We start from the raw sequence: 18,435 nt of genomic DNA, 5'->3' as shown, positions 1-18,435 counted from the left end.
GGATTCGGCCTTTGGTTGATCCGATTAGAAAGACTCGCTCATTGTACGCTAAAGGTCGTGGTTTTGCATGGTCGGGAGAGTGCAGTTTTCATCCGGATGAGCTGTTATGATGGGGCTTGTCACCAAAAACAAGGAGTACCGGGGTGCATCTTCATATTCTCGGCATCTGTGGAACCTTCATGGGCTCGCTGGCAGTGTTGGCAAAACAGCTTGGTCATCGGGTTACCGGTTCGGATGCCAATGTTTATCCGCCGATGAGTACCCAGCTGGAGCAGCAGGGGATTGAGCTGATTGAGGGTTATGACACGGCTCAGCTGGACCCGCAGCCGGACCTGATTGTAGTCGGCAATGCCATGAGCCGTGGTAACCCCTGTGTCGAATATACGCTGGCGCATAACCTGCGTTATACGTCCGGCCCCCAGTGGCTGCATGATCATCTGCTGGCTGATCGCTGGGTGCTGGCCGTGGCCGGCACTCACGGCAAGACCACTACTGCAACCATGCTGGCCTGGATTCTGGAGCAGGCAGGTATGTCGCCGGGGTTCCTGATCGGTGGTATTCCCAAGGGGTTTGATTGCTCTGCACGTATTGGTGAGACGCCTTTCTTCGTGATCGAGGCGGACGAGTACGACACTGCGTTTTTCGACAAGCGCTCTAAGTTTGTGCACTACAACCCGCGTACCCTGATTCTGAATAACCTGGAATTTGATCACGCTGACATTTTCCCCGACCTGGCTGCGATCCAGCGTCAGTTCCATCACCTGGTGCGATTGGTACCTGATAATGGCCTGATCATTCGCTCTGCTGATGAGCCTGCGCTGGACGAAGTGATCGAGCAGGGGTGCTGGAGTGAGCAGGTGCTGACCGGCTTTGAGCGTCGTGCCAACTGGTCTGCCCAGTTGTTAAGCGAGGATGGCAGTCATTTTGCTGTTCAGCACGATGGCGAGAGCCTGGGTGAGGTGTGCTGGGGGCTGACCGGGCTGCACAACGTCAGTAATGCGATCAATGCATTGGTTGCGGCGCGACATGTGGGCGTAAAGCCCGAGCATGCCATTGAGGCACTGAGTGCTTTCGGCGGTGTTAAACGCCGTATGGAGCTTCTGGGCGAGGTGGCAGGTATAAGTGTCTATGATGATTTTGCCCATCACCCCACCGCTATTCAGACCACGCTGGAAGGCATCAAGGCACGTGCTGCTGGTCATCGACCGGTGGTGGCCGTGATAGAGCCACGCTCAAATACCATGCGCCTCGGTGCTCACAAGGCGGAGCTGGCTCAGTCAACCGAGTCTGCTGATCAGGTGTACTGGTTCCAGCCGGATGATATGGATTGGTCTCTGTCTGAGGTTGTTGAACAGAGCCCCGTGCCGGCGCGGCTTGAAACCAGCATCAACGCCCTGGTGGCGCGGCTGGTTGGTGAGCTGCCGGCTAATGCGGAGGTGGTGATCATGAGCAATGGTGGCTTTGGTGGTATTCATCAGAAGCTGCTCAAGGCTTTGGAACAGCGGGAGGCGATTCATGTCCTCTGAACATCAGTCTGCAGAGCAGGTGTTTGACCGCCGTATCACCCTGGCGGTTACGGGTGCATCTGGCGTTCAATATGGCCTCAGGCTGCTGCAATGTCTGGTGGAGTTGGATACACAGGTGTTGCTGATGGTGTCCAAGGCGGCTCAGGTCGTTATCGCAACGGAAACCGATCTCAAGTTGCCCGGTGCGCCGGATGCCATGGAGGCATTTCTGAGCGAACACTTTCAGGCACGCGCAGGCCAGATCAAAGTCTATGGGCGTGAACAGTGGATGGCGCCAGTGGCTTCAGGGTCGGGGGCACCCAGTGCCATGGTGGTCTGCCCCTGCAGCACAGGTACCCTGTCTGCCATCGCCTGTGGTGCCAGCAATAACCTGATCGAGCGTGCTGCCGATGTTGCCTTGAAAGAGCGTCGCCAGCTGCTTCTGGTCCCCCGTGAAGCGCCATATTCCGAAATACACCTCGAGCATATGCTGAAACTGACCCGCATGGGCGCGGTTGTCGTGCCCGCCAGCCCCGGCTTCTATCAGAAGCCTCAGTCGGTGGAAGAGATGGTGGACTTTATCGTTGCCCGCTTGTTGTCACAGTTGGGATACGAGCAAAACCTGCTGCCGCGCTGGGGCGAAAATATGCTCTAAAGCTGCTTGCGGCCTCCCGTTTTTAGGGGGCCGGAGTGCGACTTGGGAGAGCCCTGCGGGAGAGTTTTCGGAGCCCCGTGGGAGCGCACTCTGTGCGCGAATATGCTCCTGTCTCATTGGTCTGATACTTCAGGGCCGGATGCATTGTACCGGTCCTGCCTTTACAATAGCCGCGTTAATTCTGCTGATCCGAGAACACCATGTCCAAAATCCTTGCCCTGGATACCTCTACAGATGCCTGTTCGGCCGCCTTACTGCTGGATGGCCAACTGCTGAAGCGTTTCAAAGTTGAGCCGCGTCGTCATACCCACTTGCTGCTGCCTATGGTTGATGAACTGCTGCAGGAGAGCGGCGTCACGCTCGCCAGTCTGGATGCCATCGCTTTCGGGCGCGGTCCGGGGTCCTTCGCGGGCATCCGAATTGCCACGGGCGCTGCGCAAGGATTGGCTCTGGCAGCGGATGTGCCTGTACTGCCGATATCGACTCTGGAAAGCCTGGCGTATGAATTTGTGCAGGAGCAGTCGCTGCAACAGGGGCAGTTGCTCACTGCGCTGGACGCCCGTATGGATGAAGTCTACTGGTGTGCCTGGGAGGTCAGTGAGGGCAAACTGGCGCGTATGACACCGGAGCGTGTGGCTGCTCCGGGTGATGTGCAGGTGGAGGCATTGAAGCCAGGATTTGCAGCCCTGGGCAGTGGCTGGCGCTATGCCGAGAACATGTCCGAAGCACTGGTTGCCGCTGCGCAAACGCCACTGCTGGAACTGTACCCCAATGCTGCAACCATGGCGCTGCTGGCAGAGCAAGCCTTGGTGCGTGGAGAAGCGGTTGCGCCGGATGATGTGCAACCGGTCTACCTGCGTGATCAGGTCGCCTGGAAGAAAAAGGATCAGCAGTGAGTCCAAGTGAGTGGTTACACACCATCCTGTTGGCGCTGGTTCAGGGTCTGACAGAGTTTTTGCCCATTTCCAGTTCTGCGCATCTGATTTTGCCGTCCCAGCTACTGGGCTGGCAGGACCAGGGCCTGGCCTTTGATGTCGGGGTCCATGTCGGCACTCTTGCGGCCGTAATGATTTACTTCCGTCGCGATGTGCGCGACTTGATTCTGGCTTGGCTGGCGTCCCTGGCTGGGCGTCATTCCTCCGAAAGCCGACTGGCATGGCTGGTTGCCTTGGCAACGATACCGGCAGTGGTGGCCGGTTTTCTGCTCAATGATGCGATCAGTCATTACGGGCGTTCGATTCTGGTTATCGCCGGCACTACGTTGATTTTCGGGGTCTTGCTGGGCTGGGCAGATGCGCGCCGCACGGAGCGCCACGCAATGAGCAATATTGGCGTAAAAGACGCGGTACTGATTGGATTGTCTCAAGCTGTGGCGCTGATTCCGGGCACCTCCCGGTCCGGTATTACCATCACCGCTGCCCTGATGCTGGGGTATGATCGCCAGAGTGCCGCGCGCTTTTCCTTTTTGCTGTCCATTCCGGTGATTTTGGGGGCGGGGATGCTCAAGGGGCAGGAACTGCTGCAATCAGGTACCGCTGCACAGTGGTTGCCCATCGCTATTGGCACGCTGGTGGCCGGGCTCAGTGCTCTGGCCTGTATACACCTGTTCCTGAAATGGCTTGACCGTATCGGCATGCGGCCCTTTGTCATCTACCGCCTTCTGCTTGGTCTGGTCCTGCTGGCTGTCTACTTTCTGGTGCCGGGAGGTACGGCATGAGTCTGGCTGTCGGCTGGTGTCAGGAGGAAGATCGAGAGCGTGCCGAGCAGCTGGCGCAGCGCCTGGCATTGCCGTTGGTTGCGCAGCCGGATCTGGATCAGGCCGAGCCCTGGGCGCAAATTCTGTATGTCTGTGATGGCCGTTTGAGCCTCTGTGTCACCGGACGCAAGCGGCCAGGCCCCATACGGGCCGACTTTGTCACCGGTGCGGTTGCTCACCGTCGCCAGTTCGGTGGCAGCACCGGTCAGTTGATTGCCAAGGCCTGTGGAATCCGCAAGGGCATTCGGCCCCGCATACTGGATGCTACCGCGGGCCTGGGGCGAGATGCATTTGTGTTGGCAACGCTTGGCTGTCAGGTACAGATGATTGAACGTTCACCAGTCGTCCATGCCCTGCTTGAAGACGGACTGGAAGAGGCACATGCCTGTGGTGAGCTGGATGAGATTCTGACTGGCATGGAGTTGTTGCATGGCGACGCATCAGAGCTGCTGGCAACATTGGCGCCGGTACCGGATGTCATCTACCTGGACCCCATGTACCCCCATACTGACAAGAAGGCACAGGTTAAAAAGGAGATGCTCGCGTTCAGAACCCTGGTGGGGGAAGATGCGGATGATGCCAGTCTATTGCGGGCGGCATTGGGTGTTGAGCCGTGCCGGGTGGTGGTAAAGCGTCCGCGCAAGGCGCCGGCCATTGACGGGCCCGCGCCCAATCACCAAGTGATCGGTAAATCGAGCCGTTACGACATCTACACTTTTAGAGCGTTGCCGAACGGCTGATCAGGTTACTGATCAATAATGCGGTGGTGGCGCATCTGCCTCGGGAGCGGTGTCTGCACCGCCCAGTTCCTTCATCTGGTTATTCAGAAACTTGACCATGCGGATCAGGCGCTCGATATCCATTTCCTGCCGTGCGACCTGTTCGCTGAGTTTGTCGATCGCATCTTCCTGAAACGCGATGCGGGATTCCAGCTCCGCCAGATTTTCCGGGTTGGACATAGTGAACTCCTTGATCGGTGGTCCTGGCCTGCGTGCTTGTGTGCGGCCAGTTGGGTCTGCGTGTGGCAACTTGTTACACCAGGCACGCTAAGCCGTTGAAAAAACATGACAGATACAGTATATCTGATCGGTCGGAAAGTGCGTTATTCATCTTACAGGGCGCACGCCTGTCTCCATAATGATGTTCAACAATAGAGAAAATCGATGAGCGGTAATCAGTTAATCAAAAGTATCCTGGCCAGTGTTCTGGCTGCCTTTATTATTCCCTTCCTGCTGCAACGCGTTGCTTCCATTGATATCAGCTTTTCACCGGCGGTTCTGGCAACCATCGCCATTGTCGTGTTCGTGGTGACCCTGGCTGCAGCCTGGCAACCCTCTGCTGCGTCTTCTGCGCCTTCTGCACGTCAAGATGCAGAGGCTGATAATGATGCCAATGACAGCCGTGAGCTGGGTGTTGTGAAATGGTTCAATGTTTCCAAGGGCTTCGGCTTTATTACCCGTGATAACGGGGACGATGTGTTTGTCCACTTCCGTAATATTCGCGGCCGTGGTCATCGCTCGCTGAATGAAGGGCAAAAAGTGCGCTTCAATGTACGTGAAAGTGAAAAAGGCCTGCAGGCTGAAGACGTGTCCGTCGTCAATAGTTAATCCCCAAGGGCAACCCCGCTGGCGGGTTGCCCTTTTCTTCTCCCCGCCAGCAGTCTAATCTAGAACTTCAGTGTACTTTCTGCGACAGGAGTGCTGGATGTTCGTTGTTTCAAATCGAATTATGGTCAATGCCGGCTTTGAAGAAGCCTTTGCCGAACGCTTTCGTCAGCGAGCCGGGCAGGTGGAAAAGCAGCCCGGGTTTGTCAGTTTGCAGGTTTTGCGGCCAGCGCGAGAGGGCGCCCCCTGGGTGGTCATGACCCATTGGCAAGACAAGGCAGCCTTTGAAGCCTGGGTTGAATCCGAGGATTTCAAGCTGGCACATCGCGAGCAGACACTGCCCAAGGAAGCCTTTGGCTCCGGCGGTGGTCTGGAAATGCACGAAGTGGAAATACAGGCTGGCAGCCATAACTGATTCCATGGCAGGAGCTATGCCCATGAACGCGCCCACCCCTTCGGCCCCCTCCGCTAAAGCCTCCACCAAAAAGCTCAGTACCCAGCGCTGGATGTGGCTTAACCTGCTACGCAGTGCCTTGATTCCTCTGCTGCTGGTTGAGACCGGGCTGATTGCGATCTACCTGTTTTCCAATGCCTATATTCGTGACTCCAATATCAGTGTGTTGCGTGGGCAGGCTGACGAGCAGCTGGCGAACACCGCCCGACTGGAAGTCGATGTGATTGACCGTCAGCTGCAGGAGATCCAGGGGCTGACGCAGGTTTACCGTGATGATGTGCAGCGCTTGCTGAATCAGCCTTACCCGCAAGTTGACAGCCTGCCACCGGAGTATGGGCGTACGGAAGAAGGGGTGTTGTTCAGCAAAGCGGATAACGGAGATGCAGCTTCGTTCTATTCCGGCTTTACGCCGCCCGAGCAGCAGGATCTGGGCAAGGTGGTACAGCTTGAAGCCTCAGACCCGTTGATGCTTAGCATCATGAATGCCAACCCCTTGGTTAATGCCATCTATTTTAACAGCTGGGACTCCTACAACCGCATCTACCCCTGGTTTCAAACCCAGGAGCAATACCCGCCTGAAATGGATATCCCGCAGTACAACTTCTATTACGATGCCGATGCTGAGCACAACCCTGATCGTGGTGTTGTCTGGACCGAAGTATACGTCGATCCGGCCGGGCAGGGCTGGATGATGTCAGCGGCTGCGCCTGTGTATCGGGATGATTTTCTGGAAGGGGTCGTAGGCATCGATATTACTGTGGAAACCATCGTGCAGCAGATCCTGGGTCTGGATATTCCCTGGGGCGGCTATGCGGTGCTGTTGAATCGCAGTGGCACCATTATGGCCTTGCCGGGCAAGGGGGAGCAGGATTTTGGCCTCAAGGAGCTGACCGAGCACAGTTATCAAAAGGCGATCACGGAGGAGAGCTTCAAACCTGAGCAGTTCAACATCAATACGCGTGAGGATACCCAGGCCCTGGCAGAGGCGATCAAGCGTAATCCGTCGGGCGGCAGCTCGATCATGTTGGGCGGCAGCACCAAGCGTGTTGCCTGGCAGGAAATTGATGCCACTGGCTGGACGCTGCTGACCATTGTAGATGAAGCCGAGGTATACCGTGAGGCGACCACACTGGCCGAGCGCTTTACACAAGTCGGCTATCTGTTGATTGCCGGGCTGGTGGTATTCTACCTTTGCTTCTTCGCGTATATGTGGCGCCGTTCGATCAGCATGAGCCGCTCTATTTCAAGCCCGTTGCAGCGCTTGAATCAGCTGATGGCCGAGATTGGTCGCGAACGCTACGAGCAGCCATTGCCACGCTTTACCCTGCTGGAGTTGCAGCAAAGCGCGGAAGAAGTGGTGCAGATGGGTGAGGCCCTGGGCTGTGCCAACCGGGCCAAGAACCAGTTCCTCTCCAGTATCAGTCATGAGCTGCGAACGCCGATGACCTCCATTATCGGCTTTGCTCAGCTGCTGAAATCGTCCGATCAACTCACCGAAGAGGATCAGGAGTGCCTGGATGAAATTCTGCATTCTGGCGGGCATCTGTTGCGACTGATCAATGATGTGCTGGAGCTGGCTCAGGTGCAGTCGGAATCCAATCATATTCCGGGTGAGCTGGTTGAAGTGCGTTCGGTGGTGTCCTCTGCGCTCAGGATCAGTGAGCCTCAGGCCCGTGGCAAGGAGATTGCCCTATATGTCAGCCCAGCGCCCGAGAATGAAGCCCTGGAAGTATTTGCTGACGGCAGCCGTCTTTGTCAGGTACTCATTAACCTGATGTCCAATGCGATCAAGTACAACAATCCCGGCGGTGAGGTGCAGGTGCGCTGGTTTGCCAAGGATGAGACAACTCTGCGCATTGAAGTGCAGGATAACGGCGTCGGGATTGGCAGTGAAAAGCTGTCCGAGCTGTTCCAGCCCTTTAATCGATTGGGTTATGAAACCAGTAATATTCAGGGTACAGGGATTGGCCTGACCATCAGTAAACGACTCATTGAGCTGATGGGTGGTGATATCGGTTGTGACACCGAAGAAGGCAGCGGCAGTACCTTCTGGCTGGATCTGCCGCGCGGCCCTCAGGAGGAGTGATGGCCGCTGGCGCGTTTGGTGCGTGCCGTCGCGATGGCGTTGGCCGGGTCTTCGGGCCAGGGGTGCTTGGGATAGCGCCCCTTCATCTCCTTGCGCACCTCGGCGTAACTGCCCTGCCAAAAGCCGGCCAGGTCCTGGGTAACCTGAAGGGGTCTTTGTGCCGGTGAGAGCAGGTGCAGGCTGACCGCGACACCATAACCCAAAGTGGGCGTATCCCCACAGCCAAACATCTCCTGCAGTTTAACCGCCAGCACAGGCGGGGACTGGCTGTAATCAACCTTATGTCGTGATCCCGACGGGACCTGCAGCCGCTCAGGGGCGAGTCGGTCCAGGGCTTGTTGTTGCTCCCAGTCCAGCTGGCTTAGCAAAATGGCATGCAGGTCCAGTCGTTTCAGGTCTTCTCGACGTTTGATGTTGTCCAGCCAGGGCTGAAGCCAGTGCTCCAGGTTCTGCTCCAGCGCAGCATGGGAGCAGTCTGGCCAGTCGCCTGGAGAAGGGGCGTTGGCACGAACAAACATCAGCCGTGACTGCAGCAGCCGGGCCTTATCATCCCAGTTCAGTGTTTGAATCCCTTCCCGTCGTATTAATTTCAGCAGTGCCTGAGCGGTCAACTGAGGGTCTGGTTGCTCGATGGGCTGGCGTGTAATTACCACCTGGCCTACACAGCGACGTTCCTCTGCAACCAGTCGATCTTGTTTTCGGTCCCAATCCACTTCTGTGGCCTCATGGGTCAGTTCGCTCAAATGCTGGGCAAACAGTGCCGGGTCCAGCGGGGTTGCCAGACGAATGCGGTCTGTTGCCTTGCCCTCATGGCTGCTGAGGGCTGCAACGGCAAGCCAGCCATGACGGGTGAGCCGGTCCTCTGCCGTGAGGCTGGCGCCGCGCCCCTGGCTCAGACGATAGTGTTCCGCTTGCTGATCGCGCTGTGTGTCGCGTTTGTTGGCAATGCGATCAGGGTAGGCACAGGCGACCAGAAAGCCGGGAGCCTGCTCGGTCGTCAGGCTCTGACTGGAAGGATGGGTTTTAGGACAAAGGTGACGAAACTGTTTGGCCAGTCGCTGCAGGCGGGCAGCAGCTCCGCCATTATTGCGCTGCATCCAGTCCAGACGCTGCTGTAGATCCGCCTGGGGCGTGTTGAGCGGATCGCGCTCAGTCAACAAGGCCGCAATGTCCGCCGCCATATCCGCATATCCCTGTTCGGCTCCGCAAACCAGCATGTGTGCCAGGCGCGGATGCGTGGGCAGGCTGCACATCTGCTGTCCCCTTGCCGTAAGGCACAGGTGTCCGGGGCCTTTGGACTCAATCGCACCCAGTTGCGTCAGCAGGTCCAGCGCCTGCTGATAGGCACCGGCCGGTGGCGAATCGAGCCAGCACAACTCTGCCGGGTCATTAACGCCCCATTGCAGTAGCTGCAGGGCGAGGGGCGCCAGGTCGGCATGCAGAATCTCCGCAGGTGTTTGTGGTGGTAGTTGTTGATGCTGGTCCTCGGACCAGAGTCGGTAGCAGGTACCCGGGCCCAAACGCCCGGCGCGACCCGCGCGCTGGGTTGCGGCGGCAGCAGAGACGCGTGTGGTCAGCAGGCGTGTCATGCCGCTGGCGGGATCGAAACGTGCCTGCCGGCTTAACCCAGCATCAATCACGACTTCGATACCCTCAATGGTCAGGCTGGTTTCGGCAATCGCTGTGGCCAGCACAACCTTGCGTTGGCCCGGTTCAGGTGCCGTTATTGCGCGCTGCTGGTCGCTCAGAGACAGATCACCGAACAGCGGTGTGAGCAACACGTCAGGGCGGTGACCCAGACGTTCCTGCAGGCGCTCCTGTACGCGGCGAATTTCACGCTGTCCCGGCAGGAAGACAAGCTGGCTGCCGTTATGCCGTTCCAGCGCCTGCAGCACACGGCTGACGACACGTTCTTCAATCGGTGCGTCGGTACGGCTGGGGGCGGAATACACCAGGTCAACCGGGTGGGCGCGTCCTTCACTGCGCAGAACAGGGGCATCATTGAGCAGCGCGGAAAGGGCCTCGCCATCCAGAGTCGCAGACATCAGCAGCAGCTTGAGAGGCGGGCCTTCGCGCAGTAGTTCACGCCCCTGTAATGCCAGTGCCAGGCCGGTATCAGCATCCAGGCTACGCTCATGGAACTCGTCAAAAATAATCAGGCCGATGCCGTCCAGTCCGGGATCATCCTGAAGCATGCGCGTCAATATGCCTTCGGTGACGACCTCAACGCGGGTTGCGGCACTGACCTTTTTCTCGAGGCGAATACGGTAGCCCACCCGTTGGCCAACGGGCTCGCCCAATTGCTGTGCCAGTCGTTGCGCAGCGGCTTTGGCGGCCAAGCGCCGTGGCTCCAGCAGCAGAATTTTCTGTTCACCCAGCCAGGGTGCATCCATTAGCGCCAGGGGAACACGGGTAGTCTTGCCGGCCCCGGGGGGCGCTTCCAGAATCAGTTCATCCTGCTGTTCAAGCCGGGCGCGAATGGGGGCAAGCAGCGTATCGATGGGCAGGGTGTTGCCAGCGGTCATGGTTAAAGGCATCTTTGCGAGCGTGGTGAGCCAAAAACGCCACTTTAGCAGAAAATGCAGTTCGGATGATTCTTGGGCGATGTATCAGTTCGCTATTACACGCTCATCCTGTATTATCGTGCTCAGTCATCCAAGTTTACCTGCCATCTGAATGTATAAAGGCGGGTAAAAAACAGGGTAAAAATCACGCAGCATGTCATGCTTGCTTTCAAGATCAGTTGGTTACGATAACTATGCTGCTGATGATCGATAATTTTGACAGTTTTACCTGGAACCTGGTGCGTTACTTCGAAGAGCTGGGCACCGAGGTGCAGGTTTATCGCAATAACGAGATATCCCTGGAACAGATCTCGGCCCTGGCGCCACAGCACTTGGTTGTATCCCCGGGGCCTTGTACGCCGGCGGAAGCGGGTGTCTCGGTGGCAGCAATCCAGCATTTTGCCGGCCAGATCCCCATTCTGGGCGTGTGCCTGGGACATCAGAGTATTGGCCAGGCCTTTGGCGCCGAGGTCGTCAGGGCGCGGCAAGTGATGCACGGCAAAACCTCACAGGTGTTTCATCGTAATCAGGGCGTTTTCCACGGACTTGCCCAGCCGTTGGAGGTCACCCGCTATCACTCGTTGGTGCTGCGCCGGGACAGTCTGCCTGAGTGCCTGGAAGAGATCGCCTGGACCGAGACTGCCGAAGGGCAGCCGGATGAAGTGATGGCGGTGCGCCATCGTGATTTGCCGGTACAGGGCGTTCAATTTCACCCCGAATCCGTATTGACCCGTCAGGGGCATGATCTGCTGGAAAACTTTCTGCAGCAGCGCTAACCGCTTTTAGGAGGCATGGAGAATGAATATTCAGGAAGCATTGGCCCGTGTGGTCGAGCATATTGACCTGAGTCGCGAAGAGATGACTGATGTCATGCGTCAGGTGATGACCGGTCAGTGCACCGAGTCGCAGATCACGGCCTTTCTGGTGGCGCTGCGCATGAAAAGTGAATCAATCGAGGAAATCACGGGTGCCGCTCAGGTGATGCGTGAGTTGGCAACGCCGGTGCGCCCGAGTGCCGGGCCACTGGTTGATATTGTTGGCACCGGCGGTGATGGTGCCAACCTGTTCAATGTGTCTTCGGCGAGCTCCTTTGTGGCGGCGGCCTGCGGCGTGCATATTGCCAAACACGGCAACCGCGGCGTGTCGTCCAAGAGCGGCAGTGCCGACCTGCTGGAAAAAGCTGGAATCAACCTGGATCTGGATGCCGACTCGGTCGCGCGCTGTATCGATGAAGTGGGCGTTGGTTTTATCTTCGCACCCGGTTACCACGGCGCCATGAAGCATGCGATTGGTGCCCGTCGAGCACTGGGTATGCGTACCCTGTTTAATATTCTGGGGCCAATGACCAATCCGGCGGGTGCCCAGCGCGAAGTCATCGGTGTCTTTACTCAGAAGTTGTGCCGCCCGATGGCGGAAGTCATGCAGCAACTCGGTGGTGAACATATCATGGTGGTGCACGCCGATGACGGTCTGGATGAGATCAGCCTGGCGACTCAGACTCATGTCTGTGAGCTCAAGGATGGCGAGATCCGGGAGTACAAGATTTCACCCGAAGAGCTGGGTATTGAAAGCCAGAGCCTGATTGGCCTGGCGGTGGAAACATCTGATGAGTCCCTGGCGTTGATTCGGGCTGCCCTGAGTAATGACGATTCGCTGGCTGCGCGCAAGGCGGCGGCGATGGTGGCCTTGAATGCCGGTGCCGCGATCTACCTGAGTGGTCAGGTTGATAGCCACAAGGCCGGGGTTGAACGCGCGCTGGAGGCGATCAAATCCGGTGCCGCATTGGAAAAAATGGAACAGCTGGCTGCCTTCAGTCAGCAGCTTGAGCAGGTCCACTGATGAACGATACACCAACCATTCTGAAAAAAATCATTGCCCGCAAGCATGAAGAGGTAGCCCAGCGCAGTGCACGCGTATCCATCGACGACCTCAAGGCTCAGATTGCCCGCCAGCAAGGCAGTGATACTGATCCGCGCGGCTTTGTGGCCAGTCTTGAGCGCTCGCTAAAGGAGGGGCGCGCGGCGGTGATTGCCGAGATTAAGAAAGCCAGTCCGTCCAAGGGCGTGATTCGTGACCCCTTTGTGCCGGCAGACATCGCGCCATCCTATGAAAAAGGTGGTGCCAGCTGCCTGTCGGTACTGACGGACGTGGACTTTTTCCAGGGCAGCGATGAATACCTGCAGCAGGCTCGTGCGGCCTGTGCATTGCCGGTGATTCGCAAGGACTTTATTGTCGATCCCTACCAGGTGTATGAAGCTCGTGCGCTGGGTGCAGACTGCATTCTTCTGATTGTGGCAGCACTGGATGATCAGCAGCTGGCAGACCTGAGTGCTCTGACCCATGAGTTGGGTATGGATGTGCTGATCGAAGTACATAATGAGGCGGAGCTTCAGCGTATTCTGCCGCTCAATACCCGTCTGATCGGCATTAATAACCGTGATTTGCACACCTTTGAAGTGAGCCTGGATAACACCTTCAAGTTGCTGGAGCAGATTCCGCAAGACCGCATCGTGGTAACGGAAAGTGGTATCCTGTCGCCTGAAGATGTGGCTGCCATGCAGGCGCGTGATGTGAACGCTTTCCTGATTGGTGAAGCGTTCATGCGTGCAGACGACCCTGGTCAGACCCTGGCCGAGTTTTTCGCTGCAGCACAAACGGCAAACTAACCTGACTAGAGATACACCTGATGAGTATGAGTGTTCGTGTCGACTGGGATGGTGATGATCGCTTCAAGGCGACCACCGGCTCCGGTTTTGACATTGTAATCGACAAGGATCTGCAGCAGGGCCCGCGCCCGATGGAGCTGATGCTGACCGGCCTGGGTGGTTGCACCAGCGTTGATGTGGTGGGTATCCTGCGCAAGGCACGCCAGGACGTGGTCAACTGCGTGGCCGAGATTGAAGCCGAGCGTTCCGATGAGGTTCCATCCGTCTTCACCGAGATCCATGTCAAGTTCGTGGTTTCAGGTCGCAAGTTAAAGCCTGCCGCGGTTGAGCGTGCCGTTCGTCTCTCGGCCGAGCAGTATTGTTCTGCCTCGCTGATGCTGGAGCGCGGTGGCGTCAAGATCAGTCACAGCTACGAAATCGTCGAAGTTGAATAAACTCAATGATTAGTTGCTATCCTTAGGACGCTGAAGTAGAATTTCGCGTCCTTTTATTTGTTCAACTCCTTGCTTTCAACCATCTGCATTCGGTGGATGATTTGAAGGCTGTGAAACCGTAAGGAGCAAAAATGCGTCATTACGAAATCGTATTCCTGGTTCACCCGAACCAGAGCGAGCAGGTTCCGGCTATGGTCGAGCGTTACAAGGCTCTGATCGAAGGTGCCGAAGGTACTATCCACCGCCTGGAAGACTGGGGCCGCCGTCAGCTGGCTTACCCGATCAACAACGCACACAAGGCACACTACGTGCTGATGAACGTTGAAGCGACTCAGGACGTTATGGACGAACTGTCCAGCATGTTCCGCTACAACGATGCTGTTCTGCGTAACATGGTGATCCGTTGCAACGAAGCAGTCACTGAAGATTCTCCGATCAAAGCAGCCGAATCTCGCGAAGACCGCAAGCCGCGTCGCGAAGAGCGTAGCGAGCAGAAGCAGGAAAAACCTGCTGAAGCCAAAACCGAAGCTGCTGCAGAGTAACTTTTAACCTACTTTAAATTGGAGAAATTCAGATGGCACGTTTTTTCCGTCGTCGCAAGTTCTGCCGTTTCACCGCTGAAGGCGTAAAACAGATCGACTACAAGGATCTGGATACCCTGAAAGGCTACGTCACTGAAACCGGCAAAATCGTTCCGAGCCGTATCACTGGTACCAAGGCACGCTACCAGCGTCAGCTGGCGACCGCTATCAAGCGCGCACGCTACCTGGCCCTGCTGCCGTACACCGACAGCCACGACGTTTAAGCGTCGACTGATACAGTCGGAAGCTGCAGTGAAGTCTTTCATTGCAGCCGATAAGTTAGATGCCGTGAGTGTTTGCTGACATTCACGGTCAGGATTCAAGACTGCAGCCTTTGCAGAACAAGAGGTTTTACGAGATGGAAGTTATTCTGCTCGAAAATATCGGTAAGCTGGGCCAGCTGGGTGACAAAGTTACCGTCAAGTCTGGTTTCGGTCGTAACTACCTGGTTCCCCAGGGCAAAGCCGTATCGGCTACCCCCGCTAACGTAGCGAAATTCGAAGAGCGTCGTGCTGAGCTGGAAAAAGCTGCTGCTGACAAGCTGGCTAAAGCTGAAGTACGTGCTGAACAGCTGAACGAACTGGAACTGTCTCTGGTCACCAAAGCTGGTGACGAAGGCAAGCTGTTCGGTTCTATCGGTACTCGTGACATCGCTGAAGCTCTGACGTCTGCCGGCGTTGAAGCTGACAAGAGCGAAGTTCGTCTGCCGGAAGGCGCGATCCGTCACGTTGGTGAGTTCGACGTCGACATTCAGGTTCACCCTGAAGTGACTGCGACCATCAAGCTGGTTATCGCTGGCGAATAAGCCACGCATCCAGCCGGATCAAAAAAAGCACCGCCTGCGCGGTGCTTTTTTTATGCGTAGAATGTACAAATATATGCCCCTGTTGCCCGTTATCGCCCCGGTTTCTCTACCGGGAGCGGGTTCTTGTTGTCGTTGTTGAGGAGGTAGCGCAGCAGAATGGACATGTCCGACATGACAGATGAGGTGCTCGAAACAATCAAGCAGCCGCCACACTCGGTTGAAGCCGAGCAGTCGGTACTGGGTGGCTTGATGCTGGATAACAATACCTGGGACGTAGTATCCGAGGTATTGCTGGAAGAGCATTTCTACCGCCCCACGCACCGCATGATGTTCCGTACCATGCAGAAACTGGTGGATGCGGGCAGTCCGCTGGACGTGATCACCCTGCAGGAGGAGCTGGACCGCACTGGTGAGCTGGAACAGGCCGGTGGCCTGGAGTACCTGGTTTCCCTGGCGCGTAACACCCCCAGTGCCTCAAACATTCGCGCCTATGCCGAGATTGTGCGTGACCGCTCACTGCTGCGACAAATGATCAGTGTAGCCGGCGAGATCTCGGACAGTGCCTTCAGCCCCGGTGGTCGTGCACCGGATGAAGTACTCAACGAAGCCGAACAGAAAATCTTCCAGATCGCCGAGAACCGTCCCAACCAGGGTGGTCCCGAGCCGGTAAACCCCCTGCTGAAACGGGCTGTCGACCGAATCGATGAGCTGTTTAACAACTCGGATGCGCTGACCGGTGTTACAACGGGGTTTGATGATCTGGATGATCGTACCGGCGGTATGCAGAAGTCTGACCTTGTGATCGTGGCGGCACGTCCGTCCATGGGTAAGACCACCTTTGCCATGAACCTGGTGGAAAACGCGCTGATGGCCACCGAGCGGCCTGTACTGGTGTTCTCGCTGGAGATGCCCGCGGATCAGCTGGTCACGCGTATGCTGTCATCCCTGGGGCGAATCAACCAGACCAAGGTGCGTAACGGTCAGCTGGAGGAAGATGACTGGCCCAAGCTGACGACAGCGGTCAACATGCTCAAAAACAAGCCGCTGTTCATCGATGACCAGCCGGGTGTGAGTCCCAATGAAATGCGTGCCCGCGCACGCCGTATCCATCGTGAGCACGGTGACCTGGCGCTTATCATGGTCGACTATCTACAGTTGATGACGATGAAGACCGGTAAGGTGGAAAGCCGAACCCAGGAAATCTCGGAAATTTCCCGCTCCCTGAAGGCGCTGGCGAAAGAGATGAATTGCCCGGTGGTAGCCTTGTCGCAGCTGAACCGAAGCCTGGAGCAGCGCCCGAACAAGCGCCCGGTCAACTCGGACTTGCGTGAATCCGGCGCCATCGAGCAGGACGCCGACGTCATCATGTTTATCTACCGTGATGAGGTCTACAACGAGGACAGCCCTGAGAAGGGGGTGGCCGAAATCATCATCGGTAAGCAGCGTAACGGCCCGATCGGTACCGTGCGTCTGGCCTTTGTGGGTAAGCACACCCGGTTCGAAAACCTGGCCCATGGCCAGTACGATTTCGGACCGGATGAATAGGTTTTAAGCCGGTGCTCAGGGTTCCCTGAGCACCTTGTTCCGAAAGCCTTCGGGTACGGTCTGTACCTTGCGTTCCTCATAGTCGAAGAACACGATGCCGGTTTTGGCATGGGCGATTTCGACAGCCGTATCCTTGTTGCTCAACAGGTAGTAAAGGTCGCAGCCGTACTTGTTAAAGTCAGCGACCGTCACATCCACCTGAACACGGTCACCATGAAAGCCCTCTGCCTTATACACAATGGCGGAGTCGGTCATGATGATGCTGGAGCCTTCTACATCCATTTCCGTGTAGTGATAGTGCTTGAGGAAGCGCAGGCGCGCTTCGTGCACCATCGACAGCACGGCGTCATTACCCAGGTGGCCGCCGTAGTTGATATCATTGATGCGCACAGCCAGCTCTGTGCTGAACAGGTAGTTGTCTGGCATATCCAGTTTGATACGTGCCATCTTGTCGCTCCTTAAATCACAAACATCAATCCAGTGCGCGGACTACATCCACCATGGCATGGGTGAGTGTTGCCAGGTCTTCATCGGTCATTATATAAGCGGGCATCACATAGATCAGCTTGCCGAAGGGGCGTACCCAGACGCCGCGTTCAACAAACATGGGTTGTACCTCGGCCAGGTTGACCGGTTCCTTGCGCTCGATGACGCCAATGGCTCCCAGTACACGGACATCCTCAACCGATGACAGTCCCCGTGCGGGCTCAAGGCCTTTTTTCAGGCCGGACTCAACGCGCTGCACCTCGGCTTGCCAATCCATTTCCTGCAGCAGTTTCAGGCTCTCCAGGGCGACGGCGCAGGCCAGGGGGTTACCCATAAAAGTGGGGCCGTGCATGAAGCAGCCGGCGCCACCTGAAGAGATGGTTTGCGCAATGTCAGCGGTTGCAAGGGTGGCGGCCAGGGTCATGTAGCCACCAGTCAGGGCCTTGCCCAGACACAAGATATCCGGGCTGATACCGGCGTGGTTACAGGCAAAGAGTTCGCCACTGCGGCCAAAGCCGGTGGCGATTTCATCTGCGATCAGCAGAACCTCATAACGGTCACAGAGCGCACGTGCCTGACGCAGCCATTCGGGTGAATAGAAGCGCATGCCGCCGGCACCCTGGACAACGGGTTCCAGAATCAGCGCGGCCAGTTCGTCTTGATGCTGTGCCAGCATCTGTTCCAGTTCGGCAATATCTTCAGGGTTGAAAGTGTTGCCGAAAGAGGTTTCCGGGCGCGGAGCAAACAGCTGTTGTGCCAGTACGCCACTGAAGAGTTCGTGCATGCCGTTGACCGGATCGCACACGGACATGGCACCAAAGGTGTCACCGTGATAGCCGTTACGAATACTCAGCATGCGGTGTTTGCCAGGCTTCCCCTTTGCGTGCCAGTACTGAATCGCCATTTTGAGCGCGACCTCCACGGACACTGAACCCGAGTCTGCAATGAACACGCGTTCAAGCGGGGCTGGTGTCATGTCGACCAACATGCGTGCCAGCTCAATCGCCGGGGTATGGGTCAGGCCACCAAACATGACGTGTGAAACATCGTCAATCTGAGCCTTGGCGGCGGCATTGAGGCGCGGGTGGTTATAGCCATGCACCGCTGACCACCAGGAAGCCATGCCATCAATCAGCTCACGGCCATCGCTGAGACGCAGGCGCACACCGGCGGCGGACTCAACCGGGAACATGGCGGGCGGGTTGATCATGGACGAGTAGGGATGCCAGATATGCTGACTGTCGAACGCCAGCTGCTCACTGCTAGGGCCTTTCATACTGCTCCTCGGGTTGGT

At 57.0% G+C, this 18,435-nt stretch carries 20 protein-coding genes; 16 read left to right on the top strand and 4 right to left on the bottom strand.

Annotation, left to right across the window (positions count from 1 at the left end):
* Positions 1-143 precede the first annotated feature (143 nt).
* The 5 genes from mpl (at position 144) to O3C79_RS15655 (ending at position 4,656) form a co-directional block, all read left to right on the top strand.
* Positions 144-1,526 carry a UDP-N-acetylmuramate:L-alanyl-gamma-D-glutamyl-meso-diaminopimelate ligase gene (gene mpl, locus O3C79_RS15675; protein WP_494383860.1) on the top strand — a complete coding sequence of 461 codons (1,383 nt, stop codon included), beginning with the start codon at positions 144-146 and terminating at the stop codon, positions 1,524-1,526.
* Positions 1,516-2,160, top strand: a complete 645-nt coding sequence (locus O3C79_RS15670) for a flavin prenyltransferase UbiX (RefSeq protein ID WP_494383859.1) — start codon at positions 1,516-1,518, stop codon at positions 2,158-2,160. Before mpl ends, O3C79_RS15670 begins: the two co-directional genes overlap by 11 nt.
* 200 nt (positions 2,161-2,360) lie before the next feature.
* Positions 2,361-3,056 (top strand): tRNA (adenosine(37)-N6)-threonylcarbamoyltransferase complex dimerization subunit type 1 TsaB, encoded by a 696-nt coding sequence (gene tsaB, locus O3C79_RS15665; RefSeq protein WP_494383858.1) that lies wholly within the window; start codon positions 2,361-2,363, stop codon positions 3,054-3,056.
* The gene (locus O3C79_RS15660) at positions 3,053-3,877 is read left to right on the top strand and encodes an undecaprenyl-diphosphate phosphatase (protein WP_494383857.1); all 825 of its coding nucleotides are present in this window, start codon (positions 3,053-3,055) and stop codon (positions 3,875-3,877) included. The genes tsaB and O3C79_RS15660 overlap by 4 nt, the downstream gene beginning before the upstream one ends.
* A complete protein-coding gene (locus O3C79_RS15655) occupies positions 3,874-4,656 on the top strand; it encodes a class I SAM-dependent methyltransferase (protein ID WP_494383856.1) in 783 nt (260 codons plus the stop codon). Before O3C79_RS15660 ends, O3C79_RS15655 begins: the two co-directional genes overlap by 4 nt.
* Before the next feature lie 12 nt (positions 4,657-4,668).
* Here O3C79_RS15655 and O3C79_RS15650 read toward each other — a convergent pair whose 3' ends face one another.
* Positions 4,669-4,875: a SlyX family protein gene (locus tag O3C79_RS15650; protein ID WP_010321886.1), complete on the bottom strand. Its 207-nt coding sequence runs from the start codon at positions 4,873-4,875 to the stop codon at positions 4,669-4,671.
* 204 nt (positions 4,876-5,079) lie between these two features.
* On the opposite strand from O3C79_RS15650, the gene O3C79_RS15645 reads away from it, so the two are divergent.
* From O3C79_RS15645 to O3C79_RS15635, 3 genes are all read left to right on the top strand, one after another.
* On the top strand, positions 5,080-5,523 hold the full coding sequence (locus tag O3C79_RS15645; RefSeq protein WP_010321885.1) for a cold-shock protein: 444 nt from the start codon (positions 5,080-5,082) through the stop codon (positions 5,521-5,523).
* Between the two features lie 97 nt (positions 5,524-5,620).
* Positions 5,621-5,935 (top strand): antibiotic biosynthesis monooxygenase family protein, encoded by a 315-nt coding sequence (locus O3C79_RS15640; RefSeq protein WP_010321884.1) that lies wholly within the window; start codon positions 5,621-5,623, stop codon positions 5,933-5,935.
* Between the two features lie 22 nt (positions 5,936-5,957).
* Positions 5,958-8,060: an ATP-binding protein gene (locus O3C79_RS15635; protein ID WP_494383855.1), complete on the top strand. Its 2,103-nt coding sequence runs from the start codon at positions 5,958-5,960 to the stop codon at positions 8,058-8,060.
* Here the strand turns inward: O3C79_RS15635 and hrpB are convergent.
* Positions 8,048-10,585 (bottom strand): ATP-dependent helicase HrpB, encoded by a 2,538-nt coding sequence (gene hrpB, locus O3C79_RS15630; protein ID WP_494383854.1) that lies wholly within the window; start codon positions 10,583-10,585, stop codon positions 8,048-8,050. The two genes, O3C79_RS15635 and hrpB, sit on opposite strands and share 13 nt — an antisense overlap.
* A 233-nt stretch (positions 10,586-10,818) precedes the next feature.
* Between hrpB and O3C79_RS15625 the strand changes: the two genes are divergently transcribed.
* The 8 genes from O3C79_RS15625 to dnaB all read left to right on the top strand — a co-directional run bounded on the left by O3C79_RS15625 (position 10,819) and on the right by dnaB (position 16,655).
* Positions 10,819-11,400 (top strand): anthranilate synthase component II, encoded by a 582-nt coding sequence (locus O3C79_RS15625; RefSeq protein ID WP_494383853.1) that lies wholly within the window; start codon positions 10,819-10,821, stop codon positions 11,398-11,400.
* 22 nt (positions 11,401-11,422) lie between these two features.
* On the top strand, positions 11,423-12,463 hold the full coding sequence (gene trpD, locus O3C79_RS15620; RefSeq protein ID WP_494383852.1) for an anthranilate phosphoribosyltransferase: 1,041 nt from the start codon (positions 11,423-11,425) through the stop codon (positions 12,461-12,463).
* Positions 12,463-13,290, top strand: coding sequence for an indole-3-glycerol phosphate synthase TrpC (gene trpC, locus O3C79_RS15615; RefSeq protein ID WP_494383851.1), 828 nt, complete (start codon positions 12,463-12,465; stop codon positions 13,288-13,290). The genes trpD and trpC overlap by 1 nt, the downstream gene beginning before the upstream one ends.
* Positions 13,291-13,310: 20 nt before the next feature.
* Complete coding sequence (locus O3C79_RS15610; protein ID WP_010321878.1) at positions 13,311-13,724, top strand: OsmC family protein; 414 nt, start codon at positions 13,311-13,313, stop codon at positions 13,722-13,724.
* 131 nt (positions 13,725-13,855) lie between these two features.
* Positions 13,856-14,266: a 30S ribosomal protein S6 gene (rpsF, locus tag O3C79_RS15605; protein ID WP_010321877.1), complete on the top strand. Its 411-nt coding sequence runs from the start codon at positions 13,856-13,858 to the stop codon at positions 14,264-14,266.
* A gap of 32 nt (positions 14,267-14,298) precedes the next feature.
* The gene (rpsR, locus tag O3C79_RS15600) at positions 14,299-14,529 is read left to right on the top strand and encodes a 30S ribosomal protein S18 (protein WP_010321876.1); all 231 of its coding nucleotides are present in this window, start codon (positions 14,299-14,301) and stop codon (positions 14,527-14,529) included.
* A gap of 134 nt (positions 14,530-14,663) precedes the next feature.
* Positions 14,664-15,110 carry a 50S ribosomal protein L9 gene (rplI, locus tag O3C79_RS15595; RefSeq protein WP_010321875.1) on the top strand — a complete coding sequence of 149 codons (447 nt, stop codon included), beginning with the start codon at positions 14,664-14,666 and terminating at the stop codon, positions 15,108-15,110.
* A gap of 156 nt (positions 15,111-15,266) precedes the next feature.
* Positions 15,267-16,655, top strand: coding sequence for a replicative DNA helicase (dnaB, locus tag O3C79_RS15590; protein WP_010321874.1), 1,389 nt, complete (start codon positions 15,267-15,269; stop codon positions 16,653-16,655).
* Positions 16,656-16,670: 15 nt separating this feature from the next.
* Here the strand turns inward: dnaB and O3C79_RS15585 are convergent, their stop codons facing one another.
* Together O3C79_RS15585 and bioA are read right to left on the bottom strand one after the other, a co-directional pair.
* Entirely contained in the window at positions 16,671-17,102 is a 432-nt protein-coding gene (locus O3C79_RS15585; RefSeq protein WP_010321873.1) for an acyl-CoA thioesterase, read from the bottom strand.
* A gap of 25 nt (positions 17,103-17,127) precedes the next feature.
* Positions 17,128-18,417 carry an adenosylmethionine--8-amino-7-oxononanoate transaminase gene (gene bioA / locus O3C79_RS15580; RefSeq protein WP_494383850.1) on the bottom strand — a complete coding sequence of 430 codons (1,290 nt, stop codon included), beginning with the start codon at positions 18,415-18,417 and terminating at the stop codon, positions 17,128-17,130.
* Positions 18,418-18,435 lie beyond the last annotated feature (18 nt).

Source organism: Marinobacterium sp. NO-S09 (assembly GCF_059179545.1).
The sequence above is the reverse complement of the archived record's forward strand: the minus strand, read 5'-3'. Positions and strand labels throughout refer to the sequence as shown.

Bases quoted from the DNA above. Each gene is read 5' to 3' on its own strand.
- O3C79_RS15670 (WP_494383859.1), top strand. From the start codon at position 1,516: ATGTCCTCTGAACATCAGTCTGCAGAGCAGGTGTTTGACCGCCGTATC.
- tsaB (WP_494383858.1), top strand. From the start codon at position 2,361: ATGTCCAAAATCCTTGCCCTGGATACCTCTACAGATGCCTGTTCGGCC.
- O3C79_RS15655 (WP_494383856.1), top strand. From the start codon at position 3,874: ATGAGTCTGGCTGTCGGCTGGTGTCAGGAGGAAGATCGAGAGCGTGCC.
- O3C79_RS15650 (WP_010321886.1), bottom strand. From the start codon at position 4,875: ATGTCCAACCCGGAAAATCTGGCGGAGCTGGAATCCCGCATCGCGTTT.
- O3C79_RS15645 (WP_010321885.1), top strand. From the start codon at position 5,080: ATGAGCGGTAATCAGTTAATCAAAAGTATCCTGGCCAGTGTTCTGGCT.
- O3C79_RS15640 (WP_010321884.1), top strand. From the start codon at position 5,621: ATGTTCGTTGTTTCAAATCGAATTATGGTCAATGCCGGCTTTGAAGAA.
- O3C79_RS15635 (WP_494383855.1), top strand. From the start codon at position 5,958: ATGAACGCGCCCACCCCTTCGGCCCCCTCCGCTAAAGCCTCCACCAAA.
- hrpB (WP_494383854.1), bottom strand. From the start codon at position 10,585: ATGACCGCTGGCAACACCCTGCCCATCGATACGCTGCTTGCCCCCATT.
- O3C79_RS15625 (WP_494383853.1), top strand. From the start codon at position 10,819: ATGCTGCTGATGATCGATAATTTTGACAGTTTTACCTGGAACCTGGTG.
- trpD (WP_494383852.1), top strand. From the start codon at position 11,423: ATGAATATTCAGGAAGCATTGGCCCGTGTGGTCGAGCATATTGACCTG.
- trpC (WP_494383851.1), top strand. From the start codon at position 12,463: ATGAACGATACACCAACCATTCTGAAAAAAATCATTGCCCGCAAGCAT.
- O3C79_RS15610 (WP_010321878.1), top strand. From the start codon at position 13,311: ATGAGTATGAGTGTTCGTGTCGACTGGGATGGTGATGATCGCTTCAAG.
- rpsF (WP_010321877.1), top strand. From the start codon at position 13,856: ATGCGTCATTACGAAATCGTATTCCTGGTTCACCCGAACCAGAGCGAG.
- rpsR (WP_010321876.1), top strand. From the start codon at position 14,299: ATGGCACGTTTTTTCCGTCGTCGCAAGTTCTGCCGTTTCACCGCTGAA.
- rplI (WP_010321875.1), top strand. From the start codon at position 14,664: ATGGAAGTTATTCTGCTCGAAAATATCGGTAAGCTGGGCCAGCTGGGT.
- dnaB (WP_010321874.1), top strand. From the start codon at position 15,267: ATGGACATGTCCGACATGACAGATGAGGTGCTCGAAACAATCAAGCAG.
- O3C79_RS15585 (WP_010321873.1), bottom strand. From the start codon at position 17,102: ATGGCACGTATCAAACTGGATATGCCAGACAACTACCTGTTCAGCACA.
- bioA (WP_494383850.1), bottom strand. From the start codon at position 18,417: ATGAAAGGCCCTAGCAGTGAGCAGCTGGCGTTCGACAGTCAGCATATC.